At 66.3% G+C, this 23,320-nt stretch carries 28 protein-coding genes; 19 read left to right on the forward strand and 9 right to left on the reverse strand.

The window, feature by feature from the left end; genetic code table 11:
- Positions 1–3: 3 nt before the first annotated feature.
- The 7 genes from ML540_RS04375 to ML540_RS04405 form a co-directional block, all read right to left on the reverse strand.
- Positions 4–798 carry an ABC transporter ATP-binding protein gene (locus tag ML540_RS04375; RefSeq protein ID WP_243358761.1) on the reverse strand — a complete coding sequence of 265 codons (795 nt, stop codon included), beginning with the start codon at positions 796–798 and terminating at the stop codon, positions 4–6.
- The gene (locus ML540_RS04380) at positions 798–1,682 is read right to left on the reverse strand and encodes an ABC transporter permease (RefSeq protein WP_243358762.1); all 885 of its coding nucleotides are present in this window, start codon (positions 1,680–1,682) and stop codon (positions 798–800) included. Before ML540_RS04380 ends, ML540_RS04375 begins: the two co-directional genes overlap by 1 nt.
- 180 nt (positions 1,683–1,862) lie before the next feature.
- The gene (locus tag ML540_RS04385; protein WP_243358763.1) at positions 1,863–2,810 is read right to left on the reverse strand and encodes an ABC transporter substrate-binding protein; all 948 of its coding nucleotides are present in this window, start codon (positions 2,808–2,810) and stop codon (positions 1,863–1,865) included.
- 193 nt (positions 2,811–3,003) lie between these two features.
- Positions 3,004–4,068: a divergent polysaccharide deacetylase family protein gene (locus tag ML540_RS04390; protein ID WP_243358764.1), complete on the reverse strand. Its 1,065-nt coding sequence runs from the start codon at positions 4,066–4,068 to the stop codon at positions 3,004–3,006.
- Between the two features lies 1 nt (position 4,069).
- The gene (locus ML540_RS04395) at positions 4,070–5,356 is read right to left on the reverse strand and encodes a S41 family peptidase (protein ID WP_243358765.1); all 1,287 of its coding nucleotides are present in this window, start codon (positions 5,354–5,356) and stop codon (positions 4,070–4,072) included.
- Positions 5,357–5,427: 71 nt separating this feature from the next.
- Entirely contained in the window at positions 5,428–6,474 is a 1,047-nt protein-coding gene (locus ML540_RS04400) for a murein hydrolase activator EnvC family protein (protein WP_243358766.1), read from the reverse strand.
- Positions 6,447–7,097 carry an endonuclease III domain-containing protein gene (locus ML540_RS04405; RefSeq protein ID WP_243358767.1) on the reverse strand — a complete coding sequence of 217 codons (651 nt, stop codon included), beginning with the start codon at positions 7,095–7,097 and terminating at the stop codon, positions 6,447–6,449. Before ML540_RS04405 ends, ML540_RS04400 begins: the two co-directional genes overlap by 28 nt.
- A gap of 108 nt (positions 7,098–7,205) precedes the next feature.
- Between ML540_RS04405 and ML540_RS04410 the strand changes: the two genes are divergently transcribed.
- From ML540_RS04410 to ML540_RS04480, 15 genes are all read left to right on the forward strand, one after another.
- Complete coding sequence (locus ML540_RS04410; RefSeq protein WP_243358768.1) at positions 7,206–7,496, forward strand: hypothetical protein; 291 nt, start codon at positions 7,206–7,208, stop codon at positions 7,494–7,496.
- Position 7,497: 1 nt separating this feature from the next.
- Complete coding sequence (gene cutA / locus ML540_RS04415) at positions 7,498–7,821, forward strand: divalent-cation tolerance protein CutA (protein WP_243358769.1); 324 nt, start codon at positions 7,498–7,500, stop codon at positions 7,819–7,821.
- 9 nt (positions 7,822–7,830) lie between these two features.
- Positions 7,831–8,766 carry a carbohydrate kinase family protein gene (locus ML540_RS04420; RefSeq protein ID WP_243358770.1) on the forward strand — a complete coding sequence of 312 codons (936 nt, stop codon included), beginning with the start codon at positions 7,831–7,833 and terminating at the stop codon, positions 8,764–8,766.
- 100 nt (positions 8,767–8,866) lie between these two features.
- The gene (locus tag ML540_RS04425; RefSeq protein ID WP_243358771.1) at positions 8,867–9,991 is read left to right on the forward strand and encodes a phosphotransferase family protein; all 1,125 of its coding nucleotides are present in this window, start codon (positions 8,867–8,869) and stop codon (positions 9,989–9,991) included.
- A gap of 95 nt (positions 9,992–10,086) precedes the next feature.
- Complete coding sequence (locus ML540_RS04430) at positions 10,087–10,719, forward strand: adenylyl-sulfate kinase (RefSeq protein ID WP_243358773.1); 633 nt, start codon at positions 10,087–10,089, stop codon at positions 10,717–10,719.
- Positions 10,720–10,784: 65 nt separating this feature from the next.
- On the forward strand, positions 10,785–12,116 hold the full coding sequence (gene miaB, locus ML540_RS04435) for a tRNA (N6-isopentenyl adenosine(37)-C2)-methylthiotransferase MiaB (protein WP_243358774.1): 1,332 nt from the start codon (positions 10,785–10,787) through the stop codon (positions 12,114–12,116).
- The gene (locus ML540_RS04440) at positions 12,113–12,598 is read left to right on the forward strand and encodes a bifunctional nuclease family protein (RefSeq protein ID WP_243358776.1); all 486 of its coding nucleotides are present in this window, start codon (positions 12,113–12,115) and stop codon (positions 12,596–12,598) included. The genes miaB and ML540_RS04440 overlap by 4 nt, the downstream gene beginning before the upstream one ends.
- An 8-nt stretch (positions 12,599–12,606) precedes the next feature.
- A complete protein-coding gene (locus ML540_RS04445) occupies positions 12,607–13,266 on the forward strand; it encodes a histidinol phosphate phosphatase domain-containing protein (protein WP_243358778.1) in 660 nt (219 codons plus the stop codon).
- A 129-nt stretch (positions 13,267–13,395) separates the two neighbouring features.
- Positions 13,396–14,172: a M15 family metallopeptidase gene (locus tag ML540_RS17920; RefSeq protein WP_243358780.1), complete on the forward strand. Its 777-nt coding sequence runs from the start codon at positions 13,396–13,398 to the stop codon at positions 14,170–14,172.
- Positions 14,169–15,209, forward strand: a complete 1,041-nt coding sequence (gene gluQRS, locus ML540_RS04455; protein ID WP_243358782.1) for a tRNA glutamyl-Q(34) synthetase GluQRS — start codon at positions 14,169–14,171, stop codon at positions 15,207–15,209. Before ML540_RS17920 ends, gluQRS begins: the two co-directional genes overlap by 4 nt.
- Positions 15,206–15,808, forward strand: coding sequence for a hypothetical protein (locus ML540_RS04460; protein ID WP_243358784.1), 603 nt, complete (start codon positions 15,206–15,208; stop codon positions 15,806–15,808). Before gluQRS ends, ML540_RS04460 begins: the two co-directional genes overlap by 4 nt.
- A 24-nt stretch (positions 15,809–15,832) precedes the next feature.
- Positions 15,833–16,930: a class I SAM-dependent methyltransferase gene (locus ML540_RS04465; RefSeq protein WP_243358785.1), complete on the forward strand. Its 1,098-nt coding sequence runs from the start codon at positions 15,833–15,835 to the stop codon at positions 16,928–16,930.
- An 11-nt stretch (positions 16,931–16,941) separates the two neighbouring features.
- Positions 16,942–17,706 (forward strand): YdcF family protein, encoded by a 765-nt coding sequence (locus ML540_RS04470; protein WP_243358786.1) that lies wholly within the window; start codon positions 16,942–16,944, stop codon positions 17,704–17,706.
- Between the two features lie 74 nt (positions 17,707–17,780).
- The gene (locus tag ML540_RS04475; RefSeq protein WP_243358787.1) at positions 17,781–18,005 is read left to right on the forward strand and encodes an antitoxin MazE family protein; all 225 of its coding nucleotides are present in this window, start codon (positions 17,781–17,783) and stop codon (positions 18,003–18,005) included.
- Entirely contained in the window at positions 18,002–18,325 is a 324-nt protein-coding gene (locus ML540_RS04480) for a type II toxin-antitoxin system PemK/MazF family toxin (RefSeq protein ID WP_243358788.1), read from the forward strand. The genes ML540_RS04475 and ML540_RS04480 overlap by 4 nt, the downstream gene beginning before the upstream one ends.
- Before the next feature lies 1 nt (position 18,326).
- Here ML540_RS04480 and queC read toward each other — a convergent pair whose 3' ends face one another.
- Both queC and ML540_RS04490 read right to left on the reverse strand, forming a co-directional pair.
- Positions 18,327–19,022, reverse strand: a complete 696-nt coding sequence (queC, locus tag ML540_RS04485) for a 7-cyano-7-deazaguanine synthase QueC (protein WP_243358789.1) — start codon at positions 19,020–19,022, stop codon at positions 18,327–18,329.
- A gap of 78 nt (positions 19,023–19,100) precedes the next feature.
- Positions 19,101–19,751, reverse strand: coding sequence for a 7-carboxy-7-deazaguanine synthase QueE (locus tag ML540_RS04490; RefSeq protein ID WP_243358790.1), 651 nt, complete (start codon positions 19,749–19,751; stop codon positions 19,101–19,103).
- A gap of 73 nt (positions 19,752–19,824) precedes the next feature.
- Here ML540_RS04490 and queF point away from each other — a divergent pair, with 73 nt between their 5' ends.
- The 4 genes from queF (at position 19,825) to ML540_RS04510 (ending at position 23,313) form a co-directional block, all read left to right on the forward strand.
- Positions 19,825–20,262: a preQ(1) synthase gene (gene queF, locus ML540_RS04495; RefSeq protein ID WP_243358792.1), complete on the forward strand. Its 438-nt coding sequence runs from the start codon at positions 19,825–19,827 to the stop codon at positions 20,260–20,262.
- A gap of 108 nt (positions 20,263–20,370) precedes the next feature.
- Positions 20,371–21,213: a Fe-S cluster assembly protein NifU gene (nifU, locus tag ML540_RS04500; protein WP_243358794.1), complete on the forward strand. Its 843-nt coding sequence runs from the start codon at positions 20,371–20,373 to the stop codon at positions 21,211–21,213.
- A complete protein-coding gene (gene nifS, locus ML540_RS04505; protein WP_243358795.1) occupies positions 21,213–22,400 on the forward strand; it encodes a cysteine desulfurase NifS in 1,188 nt (395 codons plus the stop codon). The genes nifU and nifS overlap by 1 nt, the downstream gene beginning before the upstream one ends.
- Before the next feature lie 217 nt (positions 22,401–22,617).
- Complete coding sequence (locus ML540_RS04510; protein WP_243358796.1) at positions 22,618–23,313, forward strand: DUF1847 domain-containing protein; 696 nt, start codon at positions 22,618–22,620, stop codon at positions 23,311–23,313.
- The last annotated feature ends 7 nt before the right edge of the window (positions 23,314–23,320 follow it).

Consider the following 23,320-nt stretch of genomic DNA (forward strand, 5'->3'; position numbering starts at 1 on the left):
GGCTTACACCAGGAGCATCTTATCCGAGGAAAACGCTTCGCCCTTGAGGGTGAAGAAGCGCTCCAGCAAATCCTCCACGTTGAACCGGCTTTTCTTCTCGCCGTCGATGTCCAGGATCACGCGGCCCTGGTGCATCATGATCAGGCGGTTGCCCAGCTTGAGGGCGTGGTTCATGTTGTGCGTGACCATGAGCGTGGTCAGCTTCTCCGATTCCACCAGCTTGTCGGTGAGCTCCAGCACGTGCCCGGCCGTTTTGGGGTCCAGGGCGGCGGTGTGCTCGTCCAGAAGAAGAATTTCGGGGCGCACCATGGTGGCCATGATCATGGTCAGGGACTGGCGCTGCCCGCCCGAGAGGAGCCCCACCTTGTCCTTGAGGCGGTTCTCAAGGCCCAGGCCGATGCGCGAGAGCAGCTCGCGGTAGCGCTCGCGGTCTTTCGCCTTCACCCCGGCGGAGAGCCCGCGCACCTTGCCCCGGCGGTCGGCCAGGGCCATGTTCTCCTCGATGGAGAGCGAGGCGGCCGAGCCCATGAGCGGGTCCTGGAAGACGCGGCCGATGAAGCGGGCGCGCTTGTATTCGGGCCAGGTGGTGATGGTCTCGCTGTTTAGGGTGATGGAGCCCTTGTCCGGCATGAAGCAGCCCGCGATGCAGTTGAGCGTCGTGGACTTGCCCGCGCCGTTGGAGCCGATCACGGTGATGAAGTCGCCCTTGCGGATGTCCAGGTCGACTCCGTCCAGGGCCAGGACCTCGTTGATGCTGCCCTTGTGGAAGCGCTTGGTGATTCCGGAGAGAGTGAGCATCAGCCTGCCACCTTCCGCTTGAGCTTGGGCGCGGTGAGCGCGGCCACCACCACCACAGCGGTGATGAGGTTCAAATCGCTCGGGGCGAAGGAGAAGCTGCCCACCTTGAGCGACAGGGCCAGGGCGATGGCCAGGCGGTAGGCCACCGAGCCCAGCACAGCGGCCAGGATCATCTTGGCGATGCGCCCCTGGCCGAGGAGCGTTTCCCCGATGATGACCGAGGCGAGCCCGGCCACGATGGTGCCCACGCCCATGTTCACGTCGGCCGATCCCTGGTTCTGGGCCACCAGCGCGCCGCACAGGGCCACCAGGGCGTTGGAGAGCCCCACGCCGAGGACGATCATGTTGCCGGTGTTGACGCCGAGCGCCGTGATCATGCGCGGGTTGTCGCCGGTGGCCAGCATGGCCTGGCCGAGCTCCGTGCGGGTGAACCAGATGAGGCCCACGGCGGCGAGGACGGTCACGCAGGCGAACAGCGCCGGGGCGGCCATCCAGGAAGGCATGCCCAGCGCGGCAAGCGGATCCAGCACGGTGGACTTGCCGAGCAGGGTGAAGTTGGGGCGTCCCATGATGCGGATGTTGATGGAGTAGAGCGCGATCATGGTCAGGATCGAGGAGAGCAGGTGCAGGATCTTGAGGCGCGTGTTGAGAAGCCCGGTCACGGCCCCGGCGCAGAATCCGGCCAGGGTCGCGGGGATGAGCGACAGGTAGGGGTCCATTCCGGCGCCGATGCACACGGAGGACACGGCGGCGCCCAGGGGGAGCGAACCGTCCACCGTGAGGTCGGGGAAGTCCAGGATGCGGAAGGTGAGATACACCCCCAGCACCATGAGGCCGAAGACGAAGCCCTGCTCGAGCGCGCCTATGAAAGCGTAGAACGACATGTTGGTGGTGGCTCCAGGATTTGCTGAAAAACGGGCCGCGAAACCCCGGACGTGTGCCCTGAAATCGCCTGTTTGTAAAGCCAACGAAAATCGCGCCCCCGACAGTTATTGAGCCGGGGGCGCGAAGCTATACGGGTGTCCAGAGGGCGAAGCCCTTTGGCCGCCGGAGGCTTTACACGACTATTCGTACTTCTTCTTGGCGGACGCAATCACGTCGGCGGGCACGGTGACGCCCTGGGCCTTGGCGGCCTTGAGGTTCAGGTGCACGTCCAGGTTCTTGAGGGCCTCGACGGGCGTGGTGGCGGGCTTGGCGCCGTCCAGGATCTTCTTGGCCATTCCGGCGGTCTGCTTGCCCATGGCGTAGTAGTCCACGGCCAGGGCGGCGATGGCGCCCTTTTCCACGGACTCGTTGTCGGAGCTGAACAGGGGCAGCTTGTTCTCCTCACAGACCTTCACCAGGGACTCGAAGGCCGAGACCACGGTGTTGTCCAGAGGGATGTACACGGCGTCGCACTTGCCCACGAGGCTCTTGGCGGCCTGGAACACGCCGCCGGAGTTGGCCACGGTGGCTTCGACCACGGTGAGGCCCATCTTGGCGGCGGCGGCCTTGACGGCGTTCACCTGGCTGACGGAGTTGGCCTCGCCGGCGTTGTAGACCACGCCAAGCTTGGCGGCCTTGGGCAGGATCTTCTTGATGAGCTCGAGCTGCTTGTCCACGGGGGGCATGTCGGTCATGCCGGTCAGGTTGCCGCCGGGGGCGTCCATGGTCTTGACCAGGCCCGCGCCGACGGGGTCGGACACGGCGGTGAACAGGACGGGGATGTCCTTGATCTTCTGGGCGCAGACCTGGGCGCCGGGGGTGGCGATGGCCAGGACCAGGTTGGGCTTCTCGTCGAGCATCTGGCCGGCGATCTGCACGTTGGTGGCGGCGTTGCCCTGGGCGATGTGCACGTTGAACTTGGCGTCAACGCCCGCTTCCTTGAGGCCGTCCATGAAGCCCTTGCGGGCGTTGTCCAGGGCGGGGTGCTCCACGATCTGGGTGATGGAGACGACCTTCTGCTGGGCCATGGCCACGGTGGCCGAGAGGGCCAGGACGGCTGCTGCCGCCAGCGTGAGAATCCGTTTCATGCCTGCTCCTTGTTCTGCGATGTTTCGACGAGAGTAAAAAAACCGAAACTCTCCTAACATCATGCGCCAAACGCCGCAATTGTGACGTTTTTGTAACGCCGTTCCGCCCCGGACGCGAAGCTATAAAGGATTCCAAAGGAACGAAGTTCCTTTGGCCGCCGGAGGCATCTTCACTCCTCTCTCTTTCTTCGCCTTACTCTTTGATAATCTTCGACAAGCTCACCAACTGCACGCCCTTGTCGCGGCGCAGGCTCCACACGGCCAGCGCCCCGATGGTCTCGGGGTAGGGGTGGCCTATGGCCACGGCGCGGCCCTTGGTCCGGGCGTCCTTCTCGGCCTGGGCCAGCATGAGAAGCGAGGCCTGCTGGCCGCGCTCGTTGTCCAGGAACACGGTCCGGGGCAGGGCGGGCACGGAGGCGCGGGCGGCCTCCTTGAGGCCCACGCTTTTGGGCGAGGTCATGGAGTCCAGGAAGAACAGGTTGCGGCTTTTGAGCTCGCCCATGACGGCGGCCATGAGCACGGGGTCTTCCGTGGCCTTGGAGCCGGTGTGGTTGCTCACGCCGACGGCGTGCGGCAGCTGGGCGAGATGTGCGGCCAGGATGCGCGAAACCTCGGGCACGTTCATGCCGGATCGCAGGGTGCCGGGGGATTCGGGCGCGTTGCCGTGGGCCTCCATGGGCTGGTGCAGGATGACCTCCATGCCCGCCTTGGCGGCCATGGCGTCCACGTCCTTGGAGTGGGTGAGGCCGGGGATGATGGAGAATGTGACGGGCAGCCCCAGGTCCAGAATGTCCCTGGCCTGGTCGAGGGAGCCGCCCAGGTCGTCGATGACCACGGCCAGGCGCGGATTGCCGGGCTTTGCTTCCGGGGCTGTGGGGGCTGGCGGGGCCTGAACCGCGGGCGTCGACGGTACGGCGGGCGCTTGCGCCTGGGATGGCGTCTGGTCGGGGGCGTGTCCCCCTGGCTGAGCCTGGCCCTGGCCCGACGGCGGGCTTTGCCCGGCCGCAGGAGCCTGGGCTTGTGGGGCCTGAACGGGCGGCGCCGGAGCTTGCGCCTGGGGCTTGGGCTGGGTCTGGGTTGCCGGGGGCGCCTTGGGACCCTGCTTTTCTGGCAGGTAGTAGAAGGCGTAGCCGAAGAACAGGAGGATGGCGGCCACGGCCACGCCCGCGAAAAAAACGAGCGCGGCCGGAGTGGGTGCCCGGCCGCGCTGTTGTTTCGGAGAGCGCCGCCGGGGCTTGCCGGGGCGTTTCTGTGCCATGCTACTGGGCCGATGCGCTCACAGGGGCGTATTTGAGCAGTTCCAGGGCCAGCTTCAGCTGGTTGTCGTGCTCCATGAGTTCCTTGATCTTCTGCTTGGGATCGGTGCCGTCGGCCTTCTTCTTGCGGCTGACGTTGTCCAGGTGGCGGTTCAGGTCGCGTTCGCGCACCTGGTGTCCCTGGGCGAAGAGGTCCTTTTCCTTGTCGGTGTCCTGCTGCAGGGGCACCTTGAAGTCGGGCTCGATGCCCTCGGCCTGGATGGAGCGGCCGCTGGGGGTGTAGTAGAGGGCGGTGGTGAGCTTGATGCCCGAGCCGTCGTTCAAGGGGATCACGGTCTGCACCGAGCCCTTGCCGAAGCTCTTGTCGCCCACCAGCAGGGCGCGCTTGTTGTCCTGCAGCGCTCCGGCCACGATCTCGGAGGCCGAGGCGCTTCCGGCGTTGATGACCACGGTGACGGGCACGGAGGGCTCGAAGCCGTCCTTCTTGGAGTCGAAGTCCTTGCGCTGTTCGTCCTTGCGGCCCTTGATGGTGACGATGCGGCCCTTGGTCAGGAAGAAGTCGGAGACGCTCACGGCCTGGTCGAGCAGTCCGCCGGGGTTGTTGCGCAGGTCGAGGATGATGCCCTTGAGCGCCGTTCCACCCTTGGTGTAGGCGGCGACCGAGTCTTTGAGTTCGGCGGTGGTGTTCTCGTTGAAGCGGGTGACGCGCACCAGCAGGTAGCCGGGCTCGACCTCGGAGCTCTTCACGGAGACGATGGGGATGGATTCGCGCACGATGCGCAGCTTTTCGGGCTTGTTGCTGCCCTTGTGCACGATGGTGAGCGCCACGGGCTTGCCCTTGGGGCCACGGATGCGCTGCACGGCGTCCATGAGGGACATGTCCTGGGTGGACTGGCCCTCGATCTCCACGATGACATCGCCGGCCTTGAGTCCAGCCTTGTCGGCCGGGGTGTCGTCGATGGGGGAGATGACGGTGATGCGTCCGTTCTCCACGGAGATTTCAATGCCGATGCCGCTGAACTCGCCCGAGGTGCTTACCTGCATCTCCTTGAAGTCTTCCTTGGAGAGGAAGCTGGAGTGCGGGTCGAGCTGCTGGAGCATGCCCACGATGGCCCCGTCGATGAGCTCCTGGCGGGTCACGTTCTTGACGTAGTTGTTCTCCACCAGGTCGAGCACCTGGCTGAAGCGTTTGAGGGGACCGAACCGGTCCTCCTGAGCCAGGGCCAATCCGGCGGTGAGGATCAGGGCGGCAACGATCACGGCCACCCCGGTCTTGGAAATGCGGGACATAGAATCGCCTCCAGCGAGAGACCGGCCGCAGGGGCCGGATGCGTCAGCAAGCCTTGAGCCCTGCCGGCGTTTTAACCGACAATAAGCCATCGGCTGGGGTTAATTGGTTTCAAGCCAAAACGCAATTCAAAAGACATGCCGGAAGCACCGCCCGGCGAGAGTTCCCCCGCCGCGCCCAGGATGGCGCCGCGCGCGACCTCCTGGCCGGGCGAAACGGACACGGAAGAGAGGCGGGAATAGACCGTCAGCGCGCCTCCCCCGTGGGCCAGCACCACCACGTGGCCCAGGCCCTTCACTTCGCCCGCGAAAGCCACCCTCCCCCAGTGCACCGCCGTCACCTTGGCTCCGGGGGCAGTGGCGATGGAGACGCCGTTTACGGCGGGCGAAGTCTGGGGGGCGAATCCTTGGGCGGAAGTTCCCTTGGCGGGCCAGGGCAGCACCCCGCGCGCGGCCTCGAAGGGCTTGTCCGCGACCCCGAGAGGGGAGAAGTCCGCCAGGGACGCCTGCTCCAGGATGCGTTCCAGCTGTTCCGGAGGGGCGGGCCGCTCGCGGCGCAGCGCGGTGAGCTCCTTCAGGAGCTTCAGACGCTCGGCCAAAAGCGCGTCCCGGGAGGATTCCGTCTGGGAGCCCTGGGCGTCGGCCTCGGGCTTGAGCCCGGCCTCCTTCTCCATATTGGCGGCCAGCTCGTTGTTCTTGATGCGCAGCCGGTTCAGATCCTCGCGGGCCTGGGCGTACACCGAGCCCAGCCAGGCGAGGCCCCGGTCGGTCTCGTCCCAGGGAGCCACGGAGGCGTCCATGACGCCCTTCAGGCGCACGTCCATCTCCCAGAGGGCGGGCAACATGGTTTTAAGCCTGCCGGTGAGCTGTGCGATTTCGTCCTCGAGGCCCTGGCGCTCCCGCGAGAGCCTGCCTGCCTCGCCGGAAAGGGCCGCGAAACGCGTGGCCTGCTGCCTGAGGCGCGCCTCCAGGACGCGGATGTTGGACTGGATCTTTTCCAGTTCCGGGCGCGCGGCCAGTTCGGCCGGGGTGGCCGTCAGCGGGTAGGGCGTCGCCGCCAGAACGGGGACCCCGGACAGGGCCAGGACCAGGATCAGGAAAGAAAGGGTCCCAGGGGGCATTCTTCGCACAGCGGTTTCCTGGTCTTGCAGAACCGGTTGCCCACGCGCACCAGTTGGGCGTGGAAATCATTGAAGAGGGCCGGATCGGGGTCCAGCACGTCCATGAAATAGTCTCGCAGCTCGTCGTAGTGGGCGTCCTCGGGAACCAGGCCGTGCCGGGAGAGGATGCGCCGGGTGTAGGCGTCCACCACGAAGCTCGGCATGCCGAGCGCGTAGCACAGGATGGAGTCCGCGGTCTCGGGGCCCACGCCGCGCACCCCGAGAAGCTCCTCGCGCACCTGGCCCATGTCGCGCCGGGAAAGCTCCGGCAGGTCGAAGCCGCAGCTCCGTTCCAGATAGTCCAAAAGGCCGGACAGGCGCTCGGCCTTGAGCCGGAAATATCCGGCCGGGCGGATCAGCTCCTCAAGCTCAGGCCTCGGCAGGCCGCGCAGGGTTTCGGGGGTAAGCGCCCCCGCCCCTTCCAGGTTGGCGATGGCCTTTTCCACTCCGGTCCAGGCGGTGTTCTGGGTGAGGATGGCCCCCACGCACACCTCGAAGGGCGTCTTTGCGGGCCACCAGTTCCTGTGACCCAGCGAGCCCAGCATGGACCGGTAATACTCCATGAGCCGTTCACGTCGTGACATACGATCATCCTAGCCACGCCCGGGGGCAGGGGCAAGCCTCGGCGCGTTGCAAAATCGGCAAACTTGTGTATTCAGGGTCAAACTTGCCCTTTTCAAGGAGTCCGACCTATGACACGTACCCGTCTGGCCATGGTGCTGTGCCTGGCCCTCGGCGTCTGCCTCCCCGCTTTCGCCCGGGCCCAGGACAAGGACCCAGCGCAGACCGTCATAAGCGTGTGCACCAGGTGCCACACCCCCGCGCGCATCTGCAAAAACCTGGGAGTCAAGGACCAGGACGCCTGGGACGCCACGGTGTCGCACATGATAAGAAACGGCGCGAAGCTCGATGCCGCCGACAAGCCCGGCCTGGTTTCCTGGCTGGCCTCCCGCAAGCCCGGCGACAAGCCGGTCTGCAACTAGCATGGCGGCCGTGTTCGTCTACGTCACCGCCCGGGACCGTGCCGAGGCCCTGGCCATCGGCCGGACCCTGGTCCAGGAGCGCCTGGTGGCCTGCGCCAACGTCCTGGACGGCGTCCGATCCCTGTATTGGTGGGACGGCGCGGTCCAGGAGGAGGACGAGGCCCTGTTCGTGGCCAAGACCCGCTCCGAACTGGTGGATGCGGTGGTGGCGCGGGTGAAGGAGCTCCATTCCTACGAGGTCCCCTGCGTGGTGGCCCTGCCGGTGGCGGCCGGCAACCCCGATTTCCTGGACTGGATTTCCGCCGAAACCGGTCCGCAATCGTAAGGAGCCTCGATGCGCATCCTCGTCTTCGGGTCCATGGCCTACGACCGGATCATGACCTTCCCCGGCAAGTTCGCCGACCACATCCTGCCCGACAAGCTGCACATCCTCTCGGTGTGCTTCGTGCTTCAGGACCTGCAGGAGAAGTTCGGCGGAACGGCCGGCAACATCGCCTATTCGCTGAGCCTTTTGGGCGACAGCCCCACCATCATCGCCACCGTGGGCAAGGACTTCGAGCCCTATGCGGCCTGGCTGGCCCAGCACGGGCTCACCATGCAGGGCATCCGCAACGTGCCCGAGGAATTCACCGCCGGGGCCTACATCACCACCGACCAGACCGACAACCAGATCACCGCCTTCAACCCCGGGGCCATGAAGGTCCAGGCCGGGTTCTCCCTGGACGGCTTCGACCCGGCCTCCACGCTCGGCATCGTGGCCCCCGGCTGCCTGGCGGACATGAAGTTCTACAGCGCCAAGTTCAAGGAGTTGAACATCCCCTTCTTCTACGATCCCGGCCAGAACATCACCGCCTTCTCCGGCGAGGAGCTGGCCGAGATGCTCACCGGCGCCAGCTACCTCATCACCAACGACTACGAGCTCCAACTCATCATGAACGCCACCGGCCTCACCAAGGAGTCCATCCTGCACCGGGTGGGCATCCTCATCACCACCCTGGGCGAGGAAGGCTCGGTCATCAATGAAAAGGGCGTGGAGACCCGCGTGCCCGCCGCCTGCATCTCGGGCGTCAAGGACCCCACCGGCGCGGGCGACTCCTTCCGGGCGGGCCTCCTGCGCGGCCTGGCACAGGGCAAGCCCCTGCCCGTGGCCGCCCGCATGGGCGCGGTGTGCGCCGCCTACTGCGTGGAGCAGCACGGCACCCAGGAACACGCCTTCACCGAGGCCGAATTCTGGGCGCGCTACGAGGAGAACTTCGGCAAGGCCGACTAGGGGGACGGTTTCAGCAGGCGGGGGGCCGGGCTTTCGAGTGCCGGTCCGGCCGCCTGCATGATCGGATCGTGAGGGCGCCGCACCGCGCCCGGGAGGCGTCATGCGCAAGGGAACCGAGGAAAAGACCCCCCTGGTCATAGGCCCGGAAAAAATCCAGGCCTATCTGCGCCAGGTGTTCGGCGATACCGCGAAACTCACCTGGCTCGGCGAGATCGGCCAGGTCGGAACCCAGGGCATGAAGGAGTTCGGCTACGGCAAGCCCCTGCGCCTGGAGTTCTCAGTGGAGGGCCGCCTCAAGTCCGCCGTGCTCTCCATCATGCGCGGCGATAAGTACGGCCACCAGTTCTACTGGGACCGCGCCGCCATCCTCATGTTCCAGCACGAGACCTCGGGACGCCTGCCCCGCCATGCCAAGCCCATGGGCCTGGGCTACTTCGACGTGCACGACAAGATGGCCGCAGTGGTGGACCCCAAGGAATTCTTCATCCTCACCGAGCTGGTGGACGGCGACGGCTACCACGAGACGCTCGAACGCATCGTCCGCGAGGGAGCCACACCCGCGGATATCGCCCTGGCCCGGGACTTCGCGGGCTGGCTGGCCGAAATCCACGCGGACAAGAGCGACGACCCGGACCTCTACCTGCGCCGCGTGCGCAACCTCATCGGGGCCTCCGAGTGCATCTTCGGGTTGGTGGACGCCTACCCCCATCCCTACGACAAGTTCCCGCCCGAGCGCTTTCAGGCCCTGGAGAAACGCGTGGTGGACTGGCGCTGGAAGCTCAGAAGCTACAACCACCGCCTGAGCGTGGTGCACGGCGACTTCCACCCCTGGAATACCCTGGTGCGCGAGGACGGCGGGCGGTTCGACTTCTCGGTGCTGGACCGCAGCAGGGGCGAATTCGGAGAACCAGCCGACGACGTCTCCACCATGAGCCTCAACTTCGTGCTCTTCGGCCTCTACGGCCAGACCGGCACGCCAAGGCTTCAGGGCGACTTCGAGAAGCTCTATACGGCCTTCTGGGAAGAGTACCTGGAACGGACGGGGGACGAGGAGATACTGGAAGTCATTGCGCCTTTTTATGTGTTCCGCGGGCTGGTCATCGCCTCGCCCCAGTGGTACCCCCACCACCCCGAGCCGGTGCGCGAGGGGTTGCTGCGCTTCCTGGAGCGGGTGCTGGAAGAGGAGCGGTTCGACTGGCGGGGGATCAATAAGTATTTGGAGTAAGAGCAGGAGGGAAGATGCCTCCGGCGGCCAAAGGGACGGGGTCCCTTTGGAATCCCCGATAGCTCCGCGGGATCAAACGGTATCACGGTAGGAATATGCAAACTGACGGAAACGCCGCCCTGGACGACACGGAAGGACCAGAGGCCGACAAGACCGGGGCCGCCCTGTGGTTCACCGGGCTGCCCGGATCGGGCAAGTCCACCCTGGCCAGGGCCGTGCTGGATGTGTTGAAGAAGCGGGGGCTGGACGCGGTGCTCCTCCAGATGGACGCCCGGCGCGCCCACTACACGCCGCGCCCCCTCTACACCGTCAAGGAGCGCGCCGAGGCCTACAGGATGTTCGCCGAGGAGGCCGCCGGCCTGGCCGGGGAGGGCAGGATCGTGCTCATGGACGGTTCCGGCCCGCAGGTGGCCATGCGTGAGCGCGCCCGCGAGCTGATCGAACGCTTCGCGGAGGTGCATCTGCGCTGCGGCGTGACCACGGCCATGAAGCGGGAATCCGCCAGGCCCGAGGGCACGGTCATGGCCGGGCTCTACGCCAAGGCCATGAAGCGCAAAGCCACGGGCCAGAAGTTCGAGGGCCTGGGGCAGGTCATCGGCGTGGACGTCCCCTTCGAGGAGGATCCCCGGGCCGAACTGGTGCTGGACGCGGCCGCCTCGAGCACGGACGAGATGCTGGCCAAGGTGCTGGAGCGCTTTTCCGCCTGGCTTGGGCACGGGCGGGAGTGACGCCCGCGCGCGGGAGCGTTTTCCCGCCCTTTGACCGCGGCCAATCCATGCATTATGATGCGAGGATGAAGTTTCACGTCCTCACGTTCGGCTGCCAGATGAACGCGGCCGACTCCGGCTGGCTCGGCCGCAGCCTTGAGGGCCTCGGCTGGGAACAGGTCCCCGCCGGAGAGGCCCAGGTCTATGTGGTCAACACCTGCTCCGTGCGCGACAAGCCCGAGCAGAAGGTCTACAGCCTGCTTGGCAGGCTCTCCGAACACCTCGAACGCGATCCCTCCATATTCTGCGCCGTGGGCGGCTGCGTGGCCCAGCAGGTGGGCACCAAGCTCTGGAACCGCTTTCCCTTCGTGCGCCTGGTCTTCGGCACGGACGGCGTGTCCCAGGCCCCGGCCGCCCTGGCCCGCCTGGCCCGCGAACCCAAGCTTCGCCTGTCGCTTCTGGATTTCACCGAAGACTACCTGGAGCGCGACCCGGCCCTGCCCGGAAAGGCCGCCTCGCCCACGGCCTTCGTCAACATCATGCAGGGCTGCGACAACTTCTGCGCCTACTGCATCGTGCCCCACGTGCGCGGCCGCCAGAAGTCCCGGGCCAGCGCCGCGGTGCTTCAGGAGTGCTTCGCGCTGGCGGGTTCGGGCGTCAGGGAGGTCACGCTCCTGGGGCAGAACGTGAACAGCTACGGCCTGGACGCGGGCGGCGACGGAGTGCTCTTCCCGCAGCTTCTGCGCGCCGTGGCCGCCATTCCCGGCATCGAGCGCATCCGCTTCACCACCTCGCACCCCAAGGACCTGGCCGAGGAGGTCATCGAGGCTTTCGGCGACCTGCCCAACCTCTGCCCCAGCCTGCACCTGCCGGTGCAGTCCGGGTCGGACGCGGTGCTGAGACGCATGGGGCGCAAGTACACGGTCGATCAATATTTGAAGAAGGTCGAAGGACTGCGCAGGGCGCGCCCGGACATTTCGCTTTCCACGGATTTCATCGTGGGGTTTCCCGGCGAAACCGAGGCGGATTTCAAGGCCACGCTCGACCTCATGCGCCAGGTGCGCTTCGAGGGCTCCTTCTCCTTCCTCTACAGCGACCGCCCCGGCGTGGCCTCGGTGAAGATGGAGCCCAAGGTGCCGGACGAGATCAAATCCTGGCGGCTGGCCGAGCTTCAGGCCTTGCAAAATGCCCAGCAGGAGGCCATGCTGGAAAGCCTGGCCGGAACCACGGCCAAGGTGCTGGTTGAAGGCCCAGGCTTTCGCAGGGGAAGTGAGGAGCCGGCCTGGCGCGGCCGGGACGAGGCCGGGCGGGTGGTGAACTTCGCGGGTCCGGCCGAGCCGGACCTCACGGGGCGTATCGTTTCGGTGCGTATCACCCAGGCCAAGAAGCATTCACTCTGGGGGGAGGGGGCGTCATGATAGAGATGAAGGTTTTCGGGCTGGCCCTGGACGAGGACACCCAGGCCCCGGTGCTCATCCTCAAGGACGTCGAGGACACGATCACCCTGCCCATCTGGATCGGCGCCATGGAAGCCATGGCCATATCGCTCACGCTCAACGAGGTGAAGCTGCCCCGGCCCATGACCCACGACCTGCTGCTCACCGCGCTCGGGCTCCTGGGCGGCACGGTGCGCGCCGTGTCGGTCACGGAACTCAAGGAAGGCACCTTCTTCGCGGTGATCTCCGTGGACCAGGGGGGCAAGCTGATCGAGATCGACGCGCGTCCTTCGGACGCCGTGGCCCTGGCCCTGCGCGCCGGGGCGTCCATCCTGGTGGACCCCAAGGTGATCGCGTCCCTGTCCGAGGCCAAGCCCAAGCCCGGAGCGAGCGCCGAGGGCGAGGACAAGTGGGCCGACATCCTGGAAAGCTACAACCCCGACGACACCAAATACAAGATGTAGATGAAGCCATGATCGACCTGCACACCCACACCACGTTCTCCGACGGCGAACTCATCCCCGCCGAACTCGTGCGCCGCGCCGCCAAGGCCGGGTACAAGGGGCTGGCCATCACCGACCACGCCGACCCCTCCAACATGTACCACATCATCGAGAACCTGCGCCGTTTCGCCGATGAGACCGGCCCATACTTGGACTGCAACCTGGCCGTGGGCGTGGAGCTGACCCACTGTCCGCCCGCGCTGATCCCCGGGCTTATCGTGGAGGCCCGGCGCGCCGGGGCCATGCTGGTGGTGGTGCACGGCGAGACCATCGTGGAGCCCGTGGCCAGGGGGACCAACCTTGCGGCCATCGAGGGCGGCGCGGACGTGCTGGCCCATCCTGGGCTCATCACCGAGCAGGAGGTGGCCCTGGCCGCCGAGAAAGGCGTGTGCCTGGAGATCACCACCCGCAAGGGCCATAGCCTGACCAACGGGCACGTGGCCATGATGGCCCGCAAGTTGAAAGCCAAGCTGGTCATCGACAACGACGCCCACGCGCCCGGCGACCTGGTGTCCCAGGAGATGCGGCGCATGATCGCCCTGGGCTGCGGCCTCACCGCCGACGAACTCCAGAAGGCCGAGAAGAACGCCGAGGCCATCTTCCAGAAGCTCCTGCACAAGAAGGTGTAGGGGACCTGTTCGCACCCGGCGCAGGCTCGAGCAGCGCCGGGCACGGCGTCTGCCGCAAGGGTAGCCGGAGACCGGGCGGCGGGCCTCCGCACGGAATCGGTTTGACGCCGGCCCGCCCGGCGTGACACTGTGCGCCTCGTGAAAAAGATCATCCTTCCCCTGCTCGTTCTTTCGATCCTGATTGCCTCCTCCGCCTTCGCGGACAAGACCTCCGACTTGGAACTCATGCGCCGCTTCTACCCCGAGGCGGTGAAATCCATCGACGCGGGCGGGCTCACGCTGAGCGACGGCGTGCGCCTGGTCTACGACGACGGCAGGGTGAAGACTCCCGAGCAGGCCCTGGACGACCCCGACATCGAGGACATGCTGGCCCAGCCCTATCCCCTGGGGCCGGTCACGTCGGAGCCGGAGCCTAACTTCCATCCCGGACGCAGGCGCATTACCGCCTTTTTCAAGGCCGTCTACGGCCACGACCCGGCCGAAGTGAAGGCCAACCTGGTGCCGGTGCCCTTCCTGAACACCACCGTCATGTTCAATTCCCGCAACGGCGCGGCCAAGGCCTTGGAGGCCGTGGGGCGGGAGCTTGAATCCCTGGCCGCCAGGCCGGACATCCGGGCGCGTCTTATGCCAATAAGCGGCACCTTCGCCTGGCGGGCCATCGCGGGCACGGAGCGCCTGTCCATGCACAGCTTCGGCGCGGCCATCGATCTGAACGCCAAGCGCAACACCTACTGGCAGTGGTACAAGGGCAACGATCCCCTGGGGCTGCGCAAAGCATTCCCCCCCGAGGTGACGGAGGTCTTCGAGCGCCACGGCTTCATCTGGGGCGGCAAGTGGGCCGAGTTCGACATCATGCACTTCGAGTACCGTCCGGAACTCATCGCCAAGGCCAGGGCCGGGAAATGACGACCCGGGGCCGCTTCGCCCCGAGCCCGTCCGGGCGCATGCACCTGGGCAACGCCTGGACCGCGCTCATGGCCTGGCTGTCGGCGCGCTCCCAGGGCGGGGCGGTGGTGCTGCGCATGGAAGACCTGGACCCGGAACGCTCCAAGGAGCATTTCGCCCGGGCAATCCTCCAGGACCTTGCCTGGCTCGGCCTGGACTGGGATGAAGGCCCGGACAAGGGCGGCCCGTACGGCCCCTACCGCCAGGACGAACGCCGTGAGTACTACCAGCGCTGCCTGGAACTGCTGGAGGCGCGGGGGCTCGTCTACCCGTGCTGGTGCACCCGGGCCGAACTGCGCGACGCCGCGCTGGCGGCCAAGGCCGGGAGCGCCCCCGGCACGGGCCACGAGTGCGGAACACCCTGCGTCGCCCACGCGGACGTGGTGCGCGCCCCCCACGCGGGTGAGGCCGAGCCGGTCTACGCCGGAACCTGCCTGAACCTCTCCGTTTCCGAGCGCGAGGCCCGGCAGGCCCAGGGCAGAAGGCCCTCGCTGCGGCTTGCCGTGCCCGCCCTGCATATCGAATTCACGGATCTGGCGCTGGGGCCGCAGACGCAGGACTTGGCCGCGCACTGCGGCGATTTCGTGCTGCGCCGCGCAGACGGAACGCACGCCTACCAACTGGCGGTCGTCGCCGATGACGCGGCGCAAGCCATAACCGAGGTGGTGCGCGGGGCGGACCTGCTCGATTCCACGGCCCGGCAGATTCATCTCTTCCGCGCCTTCGGCTGGCCCGAACCAGCCTTCGCCCATGTGCCCCTGCTGCTGGACCCTGACGGCAGGCGGCTCTCCAAACGGCGCGGCGACGTGGACCTCGGGCTGCTGCGCGAGTCGGGAGTCTCTGCGCAGGCGATCACCGGATACCTGGCCTGGAAGGCCGGGCTCCTGGACGCTCCGCGCCTGGTTTCCCCCCATGAACTGATCGACGGATTCAGCTTCGCGCCCATGCCCCGGGGGCCGGTGGTGGTCGGGCCGGGCTGGATGGAGGAGGTTGCATGAAGCGTGCTCTGGTCGCGTTGGTGTCGGCGAGGAGGATAGCCTGGGTCCTGGCGGTGGTCCTCGGACTTGTGCTGGCGGGGCAGGGCGCTCCGGCCCTGGCCGCCAAGAAGGGCAAGAAGAAGGTCCAGGATACGGGCGATCCCATCGACGTAAGCGGCGGCAAGCACCCGTGCTACAACCTGAGCCACGGGCGGCTCTTCCACCGCTGCGAGCCGCAGAGCCTGCCCTACGGGCGTTGCCGCACGGGCAATTCCTGCTGCCGGGGCAACTACGAACTCTCGCCCATCAGCTGGTACAAGTGCGAGGACCAGAACGGACACGTGACCGGCAAGCCCACCGCGGTTTCGATATTGATCCTGGGCGACAATTCCAATCACCGCATGAGCACCGGGCACGTGTTCGTGGTGGAGAAGGTGAAGGATCTGGGGGGCGGGCAGTGGGAACTGGCGCTCTCGCACACCAATTACGACCGCAGGTGCTCCATCGAGACCAACGTGCACGCCCGTTATGACGAGCACCGCCGGCTGCTGACCATGGAGACGGGACACTGGAGCGGCTGGGGCAGGAACCTCAAGGCCCTGGGGTTTATTCTCAAGTAGAAGCACAACGAGGGAGCACGGACCATGACCTCCGCCTCCGACGACAGACGCGCCGCATTCGCCGGGAAGATGACCGCCGTCCTGAACGCATCCGCCGTGAACACCGCCTTGTGCCTGGGCTACCGGACGGGCCTCCTGGAGGCCATGGACCGCCTGGGCGGCGCGGCCACCAGCGACGGGATCGCCCGCGAGGCCGGCCTTGACGGGCGCTACGTGCGCGAGTGGCTGTGCGTCATGGTCTGCGGCGGCATCGTCGACCTGGCCGTCTCCCCCTCCGGCGAGGACCTGTTCACGCTTCCGCGCGAGCACGCGGACCTGCTCACCCGCCGGGCCGGAAGCGGCAACATCGGGGTCTACACCCAGGAGTTGCCGATCCTGACCCGGTGCGTCCTGGACGACGTGCAGCGCGCATTCCGCACGGGCGAGGGCGTGCCCTACGACCGCTATCCGCCGTTCCACGACTGGATGGCCCAGGTGGCCGAGGCCAAGCACAGGAAGATGCTGGTGGACGTGTTCCTGCCGTCCGTGGCCGGGGGCGCGGTGGTCGCGCGTCTCAAGCGGGGCATCCGGGTGCTGGACGTGGGATGCTCCGAGGGAGTGGCGGTGCTGCTCATGGCCGCAGCCTTCCCGGAGAGCAGCTTCACCGGCATCGACATCTCGGAGGAGGCGCTCGCGGTGGCGCGCGCCGAGGCCGGACGCCTGGGGATTTCCAACACCCGGTTCGAGCTGCGCGACGCGGCCGGACTCAAAGACGATCCGGTCCTGGCCGGGAGCTTCGACTACGTGACCGCCTTCGACGCCGTGCACGACCAGACCCGGCCCCTGGATGTGCTCAAGGGGATACGGGCCGTGCTGGCCGATGGCGGGCTCTTCTCCATGGTGGACATCAAGGCCGAGACCGAGCTTTCGGGCAATGTGGACCATCCGCTGGGTGCGTTTCTCTATACGGTGAGCCTGATGCACTGCATGCCGGTGGGGCTCGTGGACGGCGGGGCGGGCCTGGGCACCATGTGGGGGCGCGGCAGGGCGCTCGAAATGCTCCGCGAGGCCGGATTCGCCACGGTGGAGGTGTGCGAGATCCCCACGGACCCGTTCAACGCGCACTACCTGTGCGGCGGATGACAGGGAGTCCCATGCTGCTCAAGAAGATACTGTCCTTCTTTCTGTTTCCCTTTTCGCTGATGGTCCTGGCGCTCGCGCTCGGCGTGGCCATGTCGTTTGTTCCCAGGAGGGCCAGGGCGGGGCGCATGCTCTGCCTGGCCGGGCTGGTCCTGCTGCTGGCGCAGTCCATGCCGGTATTCTCCAACGAAATCCTCAGGCGGCTGGAATACGAATACAAGCCCATCCTCACCCAGGCGGACATCCCCCAGGGCGTGAAGTGGGTGGTGGTGCTCAGCAGCTACGCCGCCAGCGACGACCGCACGCCTCTGACCAGCCAGAACTACGACGCCACCATGCACAGGCTGGTGGAGGGGGTCCTGCTGCTCAAGAGGATACCCGGGGCGAAGCTGCTCATCTCCGGAGGCGTGCTGGACGGGCAGGTGGCCGCGGCGGAGATCATGGCCAAGCTGGCGCGCGAGCTGGGGGTTCCCGAAGGGGAGATCGTGCTGGAAACGAAGTCGCTGGATACCGAAGACCAGGCCGTCGCCGTGGCCAAGATGGTGAACGGCGAGAAGATGCTCCTGGTGACGTCGGCGGTGCACATGCCCAGGTCCATGCTGCTCTTCCGCAAATACGGCATGGACCCGGTGGCGGCCCCGACGCACTTCACATCGTCAGGGGCGCCGTTTAGTTTCACGATGTTCCTCCCCACCCCCTACGGGATGGAAAAATCCTACGAATGCGCCCACGAGCTGTTGGGGATCGCCTGGGTATATCTGAAGGGGCTCGGACGGTGAGGTGAGGGGCCTTGGGGCAATTGACATCTGCCGGGATGGTAACTATGTTACGTTTTGCCGGAGGACGCAAAGATATGCAAACGCATTCCCCTCTCAGCCCCAGCCAGAAGATGAAGCAGTACAGGGTGCGCATGAAGCAGGCTGGCCTTCGGCCTGTTCAGATATGGGTGCCGGATACCCGCTCCCCGGCCATCGCCGGAGAATTGCGGCGGCAATCCATGCTGGCCAGCCAAGGGCCCGACGAACAGGACGTGCTGGCTTTTCTTGAGGACGCAAGCGCCTGGGACGACGCCGGATGAAACGAGGCGACATCGTCATCGTGGCCATGTCCGGCGACTACGGCAAGACGCGCCCCGCGCTGGTGGTGCAGCACGACCAAGCCAACGAGACCCATGCGAGCGTGGTGGTCTGCCCACTGTCGTCACACCTCATCGACGCCCCCCTGTTCCGGATTCCGGTGGAACCATCTTCCGCCAACGGACTCCAGGCTCCCTCGCAGATCATGGTGGACAAAGTGTCGGCCGTGAAACGCGAGCGGGTGCGGCAAGTGGCCGGACGCGTGAGCGACGAGGTCATGGTGCAGGTGAACCGGACCCTGGCCCTCTGGCTCGGCCTGTAGGTCAGCTCGCGTCCAAGGCATACCCCGTCGGATCGTCCACCCCCGCCTCGGCGAACCCCTTCTTCCTGAGCAGACACGAATCGCATCTGCCACACGCAAGCCCCTCGGGGCTGGGGTCGTAGCAGCTGTGCGTGAGCCCGTATTTCACCCCGAGCTTCATGCCCTCCTGGATGATCCTGGCCTTGTCCCAGTGCATGAGGGGGGCGTGGATCTTCATCTTCAAGCGCCCTTCCACGGCCTCTTTTATGGCTAAGTTCGCCATGTTCTCGAAGGCGGCCACGAATTCGGGGCGGCAGTCCGGGTAGCCCGAGTAGTCCAGGGCATTGACCCCGATGAAGATGTCCGCCGCGGGCAGCACCTCGGCCCAGGCCAGGGCCAGGGACAAAAAGACGGTGTTGCGGGCCGGGACGTAGGTCACGGGGATTTCCTCCTCCATCACGGCCACGTCGCGGTCCTTGGGCACGTCGATGTCGGCGGTCAGGGCCGACCCCCCGATGCACCCGAGCGGCACGTCCAGGATCAGGTGCCCGGCCGCGCCCAGGTGCTTGGCCACCCGTTTTGCGGCCTCAAGCTCCACGGTGTGGCGCTGCCCGTAGCGGAAGCTCAAGGCGTAGGCGTTGAATCCCTGGGACTTGGCGATGGCCAGACAGGTGGAGGAGTCGAGTCCTCCGGAAAAGAGAACCACGGCGTTCTTCACGATGAACCTCGGTATGAATTCAGACCCCCCGCATATGGGGTCCGGTGTCTTGTGCGTAATCCGTCCGCGATGACGCCCTCAGACCCCGCGCGCCTCGGGGTCCCAGATGATCTTGTGCAGCTGCAGGCTCAGGCGGATGGGCAGGCGCTCTTCCAGTATCCAGGCGGCCAGCTCCGCCGGGGCCAGCCGCGACAGCACCGGCGAGAAGTGGATGTGGCGCTCCTGGGGCAGGATCCGGCGCACCACCCGCGTGGCGTATTCGTAGTCCAGGCGGTCGGCGATGACGAATTTCAGCTCGTCACGGGCGCGCAGGCGCTCCAGGTTGCTCCAGTCGGTGCAGGTGTGCATGCCGCTGGAGGGGCACTTGATGTCCACGATGGCCGTGACGCGCTCGTCCAGCACGTCCACGGGGTAGGAGCCGTTGGTCTCCACCAGCACCTCGTAGCCGTGTTCCAGCAGAAGCGCGGCCAGGCGCGGCGTCTCGCGCTGGGCCAGGGGCTCGCCGCCGGTGATCTCCACCAGGCGGCAGCGGTGTCCGGCCACGGCCCAGAGCACGTCCCTGCGGCTCATGGCCTGGCCTTCCTCCCAGGAGTAGCGCGTGTCGCACCACTCGCAGCGCAGGTTGCAGCCCGAAAGGCGCACGAAGGTGCACGGCCGTCCGGCGTGCGAGGACTCCCCTTGGATGGAGTGGAATATCTCCGTGACCATGACCGACATCATTCCCACCATTTGACGCGAATATCCCGAAAGTCTAATCCAGATGCGGCCCGGCGTCAAAATATGCCGGCAGAAGGAGCATCCCATGAGCATGAAAGACGACGTTTCCTCCCTGACCCACCTGGGCCAGGCGGGCACCAAATATCCCGAGCGCGTGGACCCCGGCCTCATCGAGACCTTCCCCAACCGCTTCCCCGGCCGCGAGTACCAGATCACCTTCGAGACTGAGGAATTCACCAGCCTCTGCCCCATGACCGGCCAGCCGGACTTCGGCACCATCGCCATCACCTACGTGCCCGGCGAGCGCTGCATCGAGTCCAAGTCGCTCAAGCTCTACCTGTTCAGCTACCGGGGCGAGCCCTCCTTCATGGAGACCCTCACCAACCGCATCATGGATGACCTGGTGGCCGCCTGCAAACCACGCCGCATGATGGTCACGGGCGACTTCCGTCCGCGCGGCGGCATCGCCATCGTGGTGGAAGCCTCCTACGAGGCCGGGGCCGACGGCTACGACGAGGATTAACCGGCCGCGCCTGCGGAACAATTTCCCCCGGGGCACTTCCATAAACCGGGGGGAGGTGTTATTTTTCGTCTTCATAGCACTGCCTCGTTTCAAACCAGGAGAATTCTTATGTGGGAATATACCGACAAGGTGCGTGAGCACTTCATCAACCCCAAGAACGTGGGCGAGATAGCGGACGCCAACGCGGTAGGCGAGGTCGGCTCGCTGGCCTGCGGCGACGCACTCAAGCTCTTCCTCAAGGTGGACGAGAACGACCGCATCGTGGACGCCAAGTTCCAGACCTTCGGCTGCGCCAGCGCCATCGCGTCCTCCTCGGCTCTCACCGAGATGATCAAGGGCAAGACCGTGGATGAGGCCCTGGCCGTGTCCAACCAGGACATCGCCGAGTTTTTGGGCGGGCTGCCCAAGGAGAAGATGCACTGCTCGGTCATGGGCAAGGAGGCCCTGGAGGCCGCCGTGGCCAACCTGCGCGGCCAGCCCGTCGCCCCCCACCAGGAGGGCGAGGTCGTCTGCGAATGCTTCGGCGTCACCGACGAGACCATCCGCCGGGCCATCGCCGAGAACAACCTCTCCTCCGTGGAGGAGATCACCGACTACACCAAGGCCGGCGGCGGCTGCGGCAAGTGCCTGGACAAGCTGGCCGACCTCCTGGCCGAGGCCAAGGGGCAGAAGAAGGTCCTGAAGCCGCTGGAGATCGTCAAGCCCGCCGGGCTCACCAACCTGCAGCGCATGAAGCTCGTCTCCAAGATCATCGATGAGGAGATCAGCCCCAGCCTCCAGCAGGACGGCGGCAACATCGAGCTGGTGGACGTGGAAGGCAAGCGCGTGCTGGTGCAGCTGCGCGGGGCGTGCTCCTCGTGCAAGTCCAGCCAGCTCACGCTTAAGCAGTTCGTGGAAAAGCGCCTGCGCGACGCCGTTGAACCCGACCTGATCGTGGAGGAGGTGCGCTGATGGCCGCCGTCTATATGGACAACAACGCCACCACCAAGGTGGACCCGGCCGTCCTTGACGAGATGCTGCCGTACTTTTCGGAGCTCTACGGCAACCCCTCGAGCATGCACACCTTCGGCGGGCAGGTGGGCCGCAAGATAAGCGAGGCCCGCGAACGCGTGGCCGCCGCCTTCGGCTGCACCCCCGGCGAGGTGCTCTTCAACGCCTGCGGCACCGAGGGCGACAACACCGCCATCCGCTCGGCCCTGGCCTCCCAGCCCGAGAAGCGCCACCTCATCACCACCCGTGTCGAGCACCCCGCCGTGCTCAACGTGGTCAAGCACCTGGAGAAGAAGGGCGGCTACGAGGCCACCTACCTGGGGGTGGACGTTGAGGGCCGCCTGGACTTGGACGAGCTGCGCGACGCCATCCGCCCCGACACGGCGCTCGTCTCCGTCATGTTCGCCAACAACGAGACCGGCGTGGTCTTCCCCATCCAGGAGGTCGCCGAAATCGCCAAGGAGCGCGGCGTGCTCGTGCACACCGACGCCGTGCAGGTGCTCGGCAAGGTGCCCTTCGACCTGAAGACCTTGCCCGTGGACTTCCTGGCCGTGTCCGGACACAAGGTGCACGCCCCCAAGGGCGTGGGAGCGCTCTTCGTGCGCAAGGGCACCCAGTTCAGGCCCTTCATGATGGGCGGCCACCAGGAGCACGGACGCCGCGCCGGCACCGAGAACACCACCGGCATCATCGGCCTGGGCAAAGCCTGCGAGATCGCCATGGGCAACATCGGCCACGAGAACTCCGTGGTGCGGGCCATGCGCGACCGGCTGGAAAAGGGCCTGCTGGCCGCCGTGCCCGACGCGCGCGTCAACGGCACCACGGAGTCGCGCCTGCCCAACACCACCAACATCTCCTTCCAATACGTGGAGGGCGAGGCGATCCTGCTCATGATGGACGCCTTCGGCATCTGCGCAAGCTCCGGATCGGCCTGCACGTCCGGGTCGCTTGAGCCGTCCCACGTGCTACGGGCGCTTGGCGTGCCGTTCACCTACGCCCATGGCTCCATCCGTTTCAGCCTGTCGCGCTTCAACACCGAGGCCGACGTGGACCTGGTGCTTAACGAGCTGCCCAAGATCATCTCCAGGCTGCGGGAGATTTCGCCGTTCAAGCGGACCGAGGGCGAAGCTCCGGCCTGTACTTGTTAAGAGCCTTCGGCGGCCAGAGAGAACTTTTTGAAAAAAGTTCTCTCTGGACTCTCTCAAAAAACTTATAGCGGGCTTCGCGGCCGTGAGCGTTAACGCTCGCGGACGCGAAGCGGTAAGAGGGTCCAGGGAGACGGATGTCTCCCTGGCGGGTGCAGGGCAGAGCCCTGCTGGGGTCCGGGGCGAAGCCCCGGCAAGCACGTATTTCCCCGGAGCATCCATGCCTGCCGCTTTCGACCATCCCACCTGCGCCTTGTGCCCCTACGACTGGTCCGTGCGCTTCTGCCGCAACGCCAAGGGGAAGGCTCCGGCCAACTGCCCGTCCCTGCGCATGTCCGAGGAGTCCGGGAAGGCCCTCTCGGCGACAATCTCTCCGCAGAACCTGGAATTCGCGTACAACGCCTCCGCGCAGGAGTCCGAGTGCTACGGCGGGCGCGACGGCGGCTACGCGTCCGTCAGGCCGGTGAAGCCCCGCATCGTCGAGATCGTGGAATTCGCCCGCCGCATGGGGTATCGTCGCCTCGGGCTGGCGTTCTGCATCGGACTCCGCAAGGAAGGGGCCGTGGTGCACGAGATTTTTACGACCAACGGCTTCGAGACGGTGTCCGTGTCCTGCAAGGCTGGGGCCGTGTCCAAGTCGGAGATCGGCATCAAGCCCTGCGAACAGGTGGACCCCGGCGCGGTCCACGAGAGCATGTGCAACCCGGTGTTCCAGGCCGAGGCGCTGAACGCCTCGCGGACCGATTTCAACGTGCTGCTGGGGCTGTGCGTGGGGCACGATTCGCTTTTCATCAAGTACGCCGAAGCCCCCTGCACGGTGCTCGCCGTGAAGGACCGCCTGCTTGGGCACAACCCGCTTGCGGCGGTGCAGCAGTACGACGGCTACTACCGCTACCTGAAGCGGCCTCTGGAATAGGTGGGCA

Source organism: Fundidesulfovibrio terrae, assembly GCF_022808915.1.
Classification (GTDB): domain Bacteria; phylum Desulfobacterota; class Desulfovibrionia; order Desulfovibrionales; family Desulfovibrionaceae; genus Fundidesulfovibrio; species Fundidesulfovibrio terrae.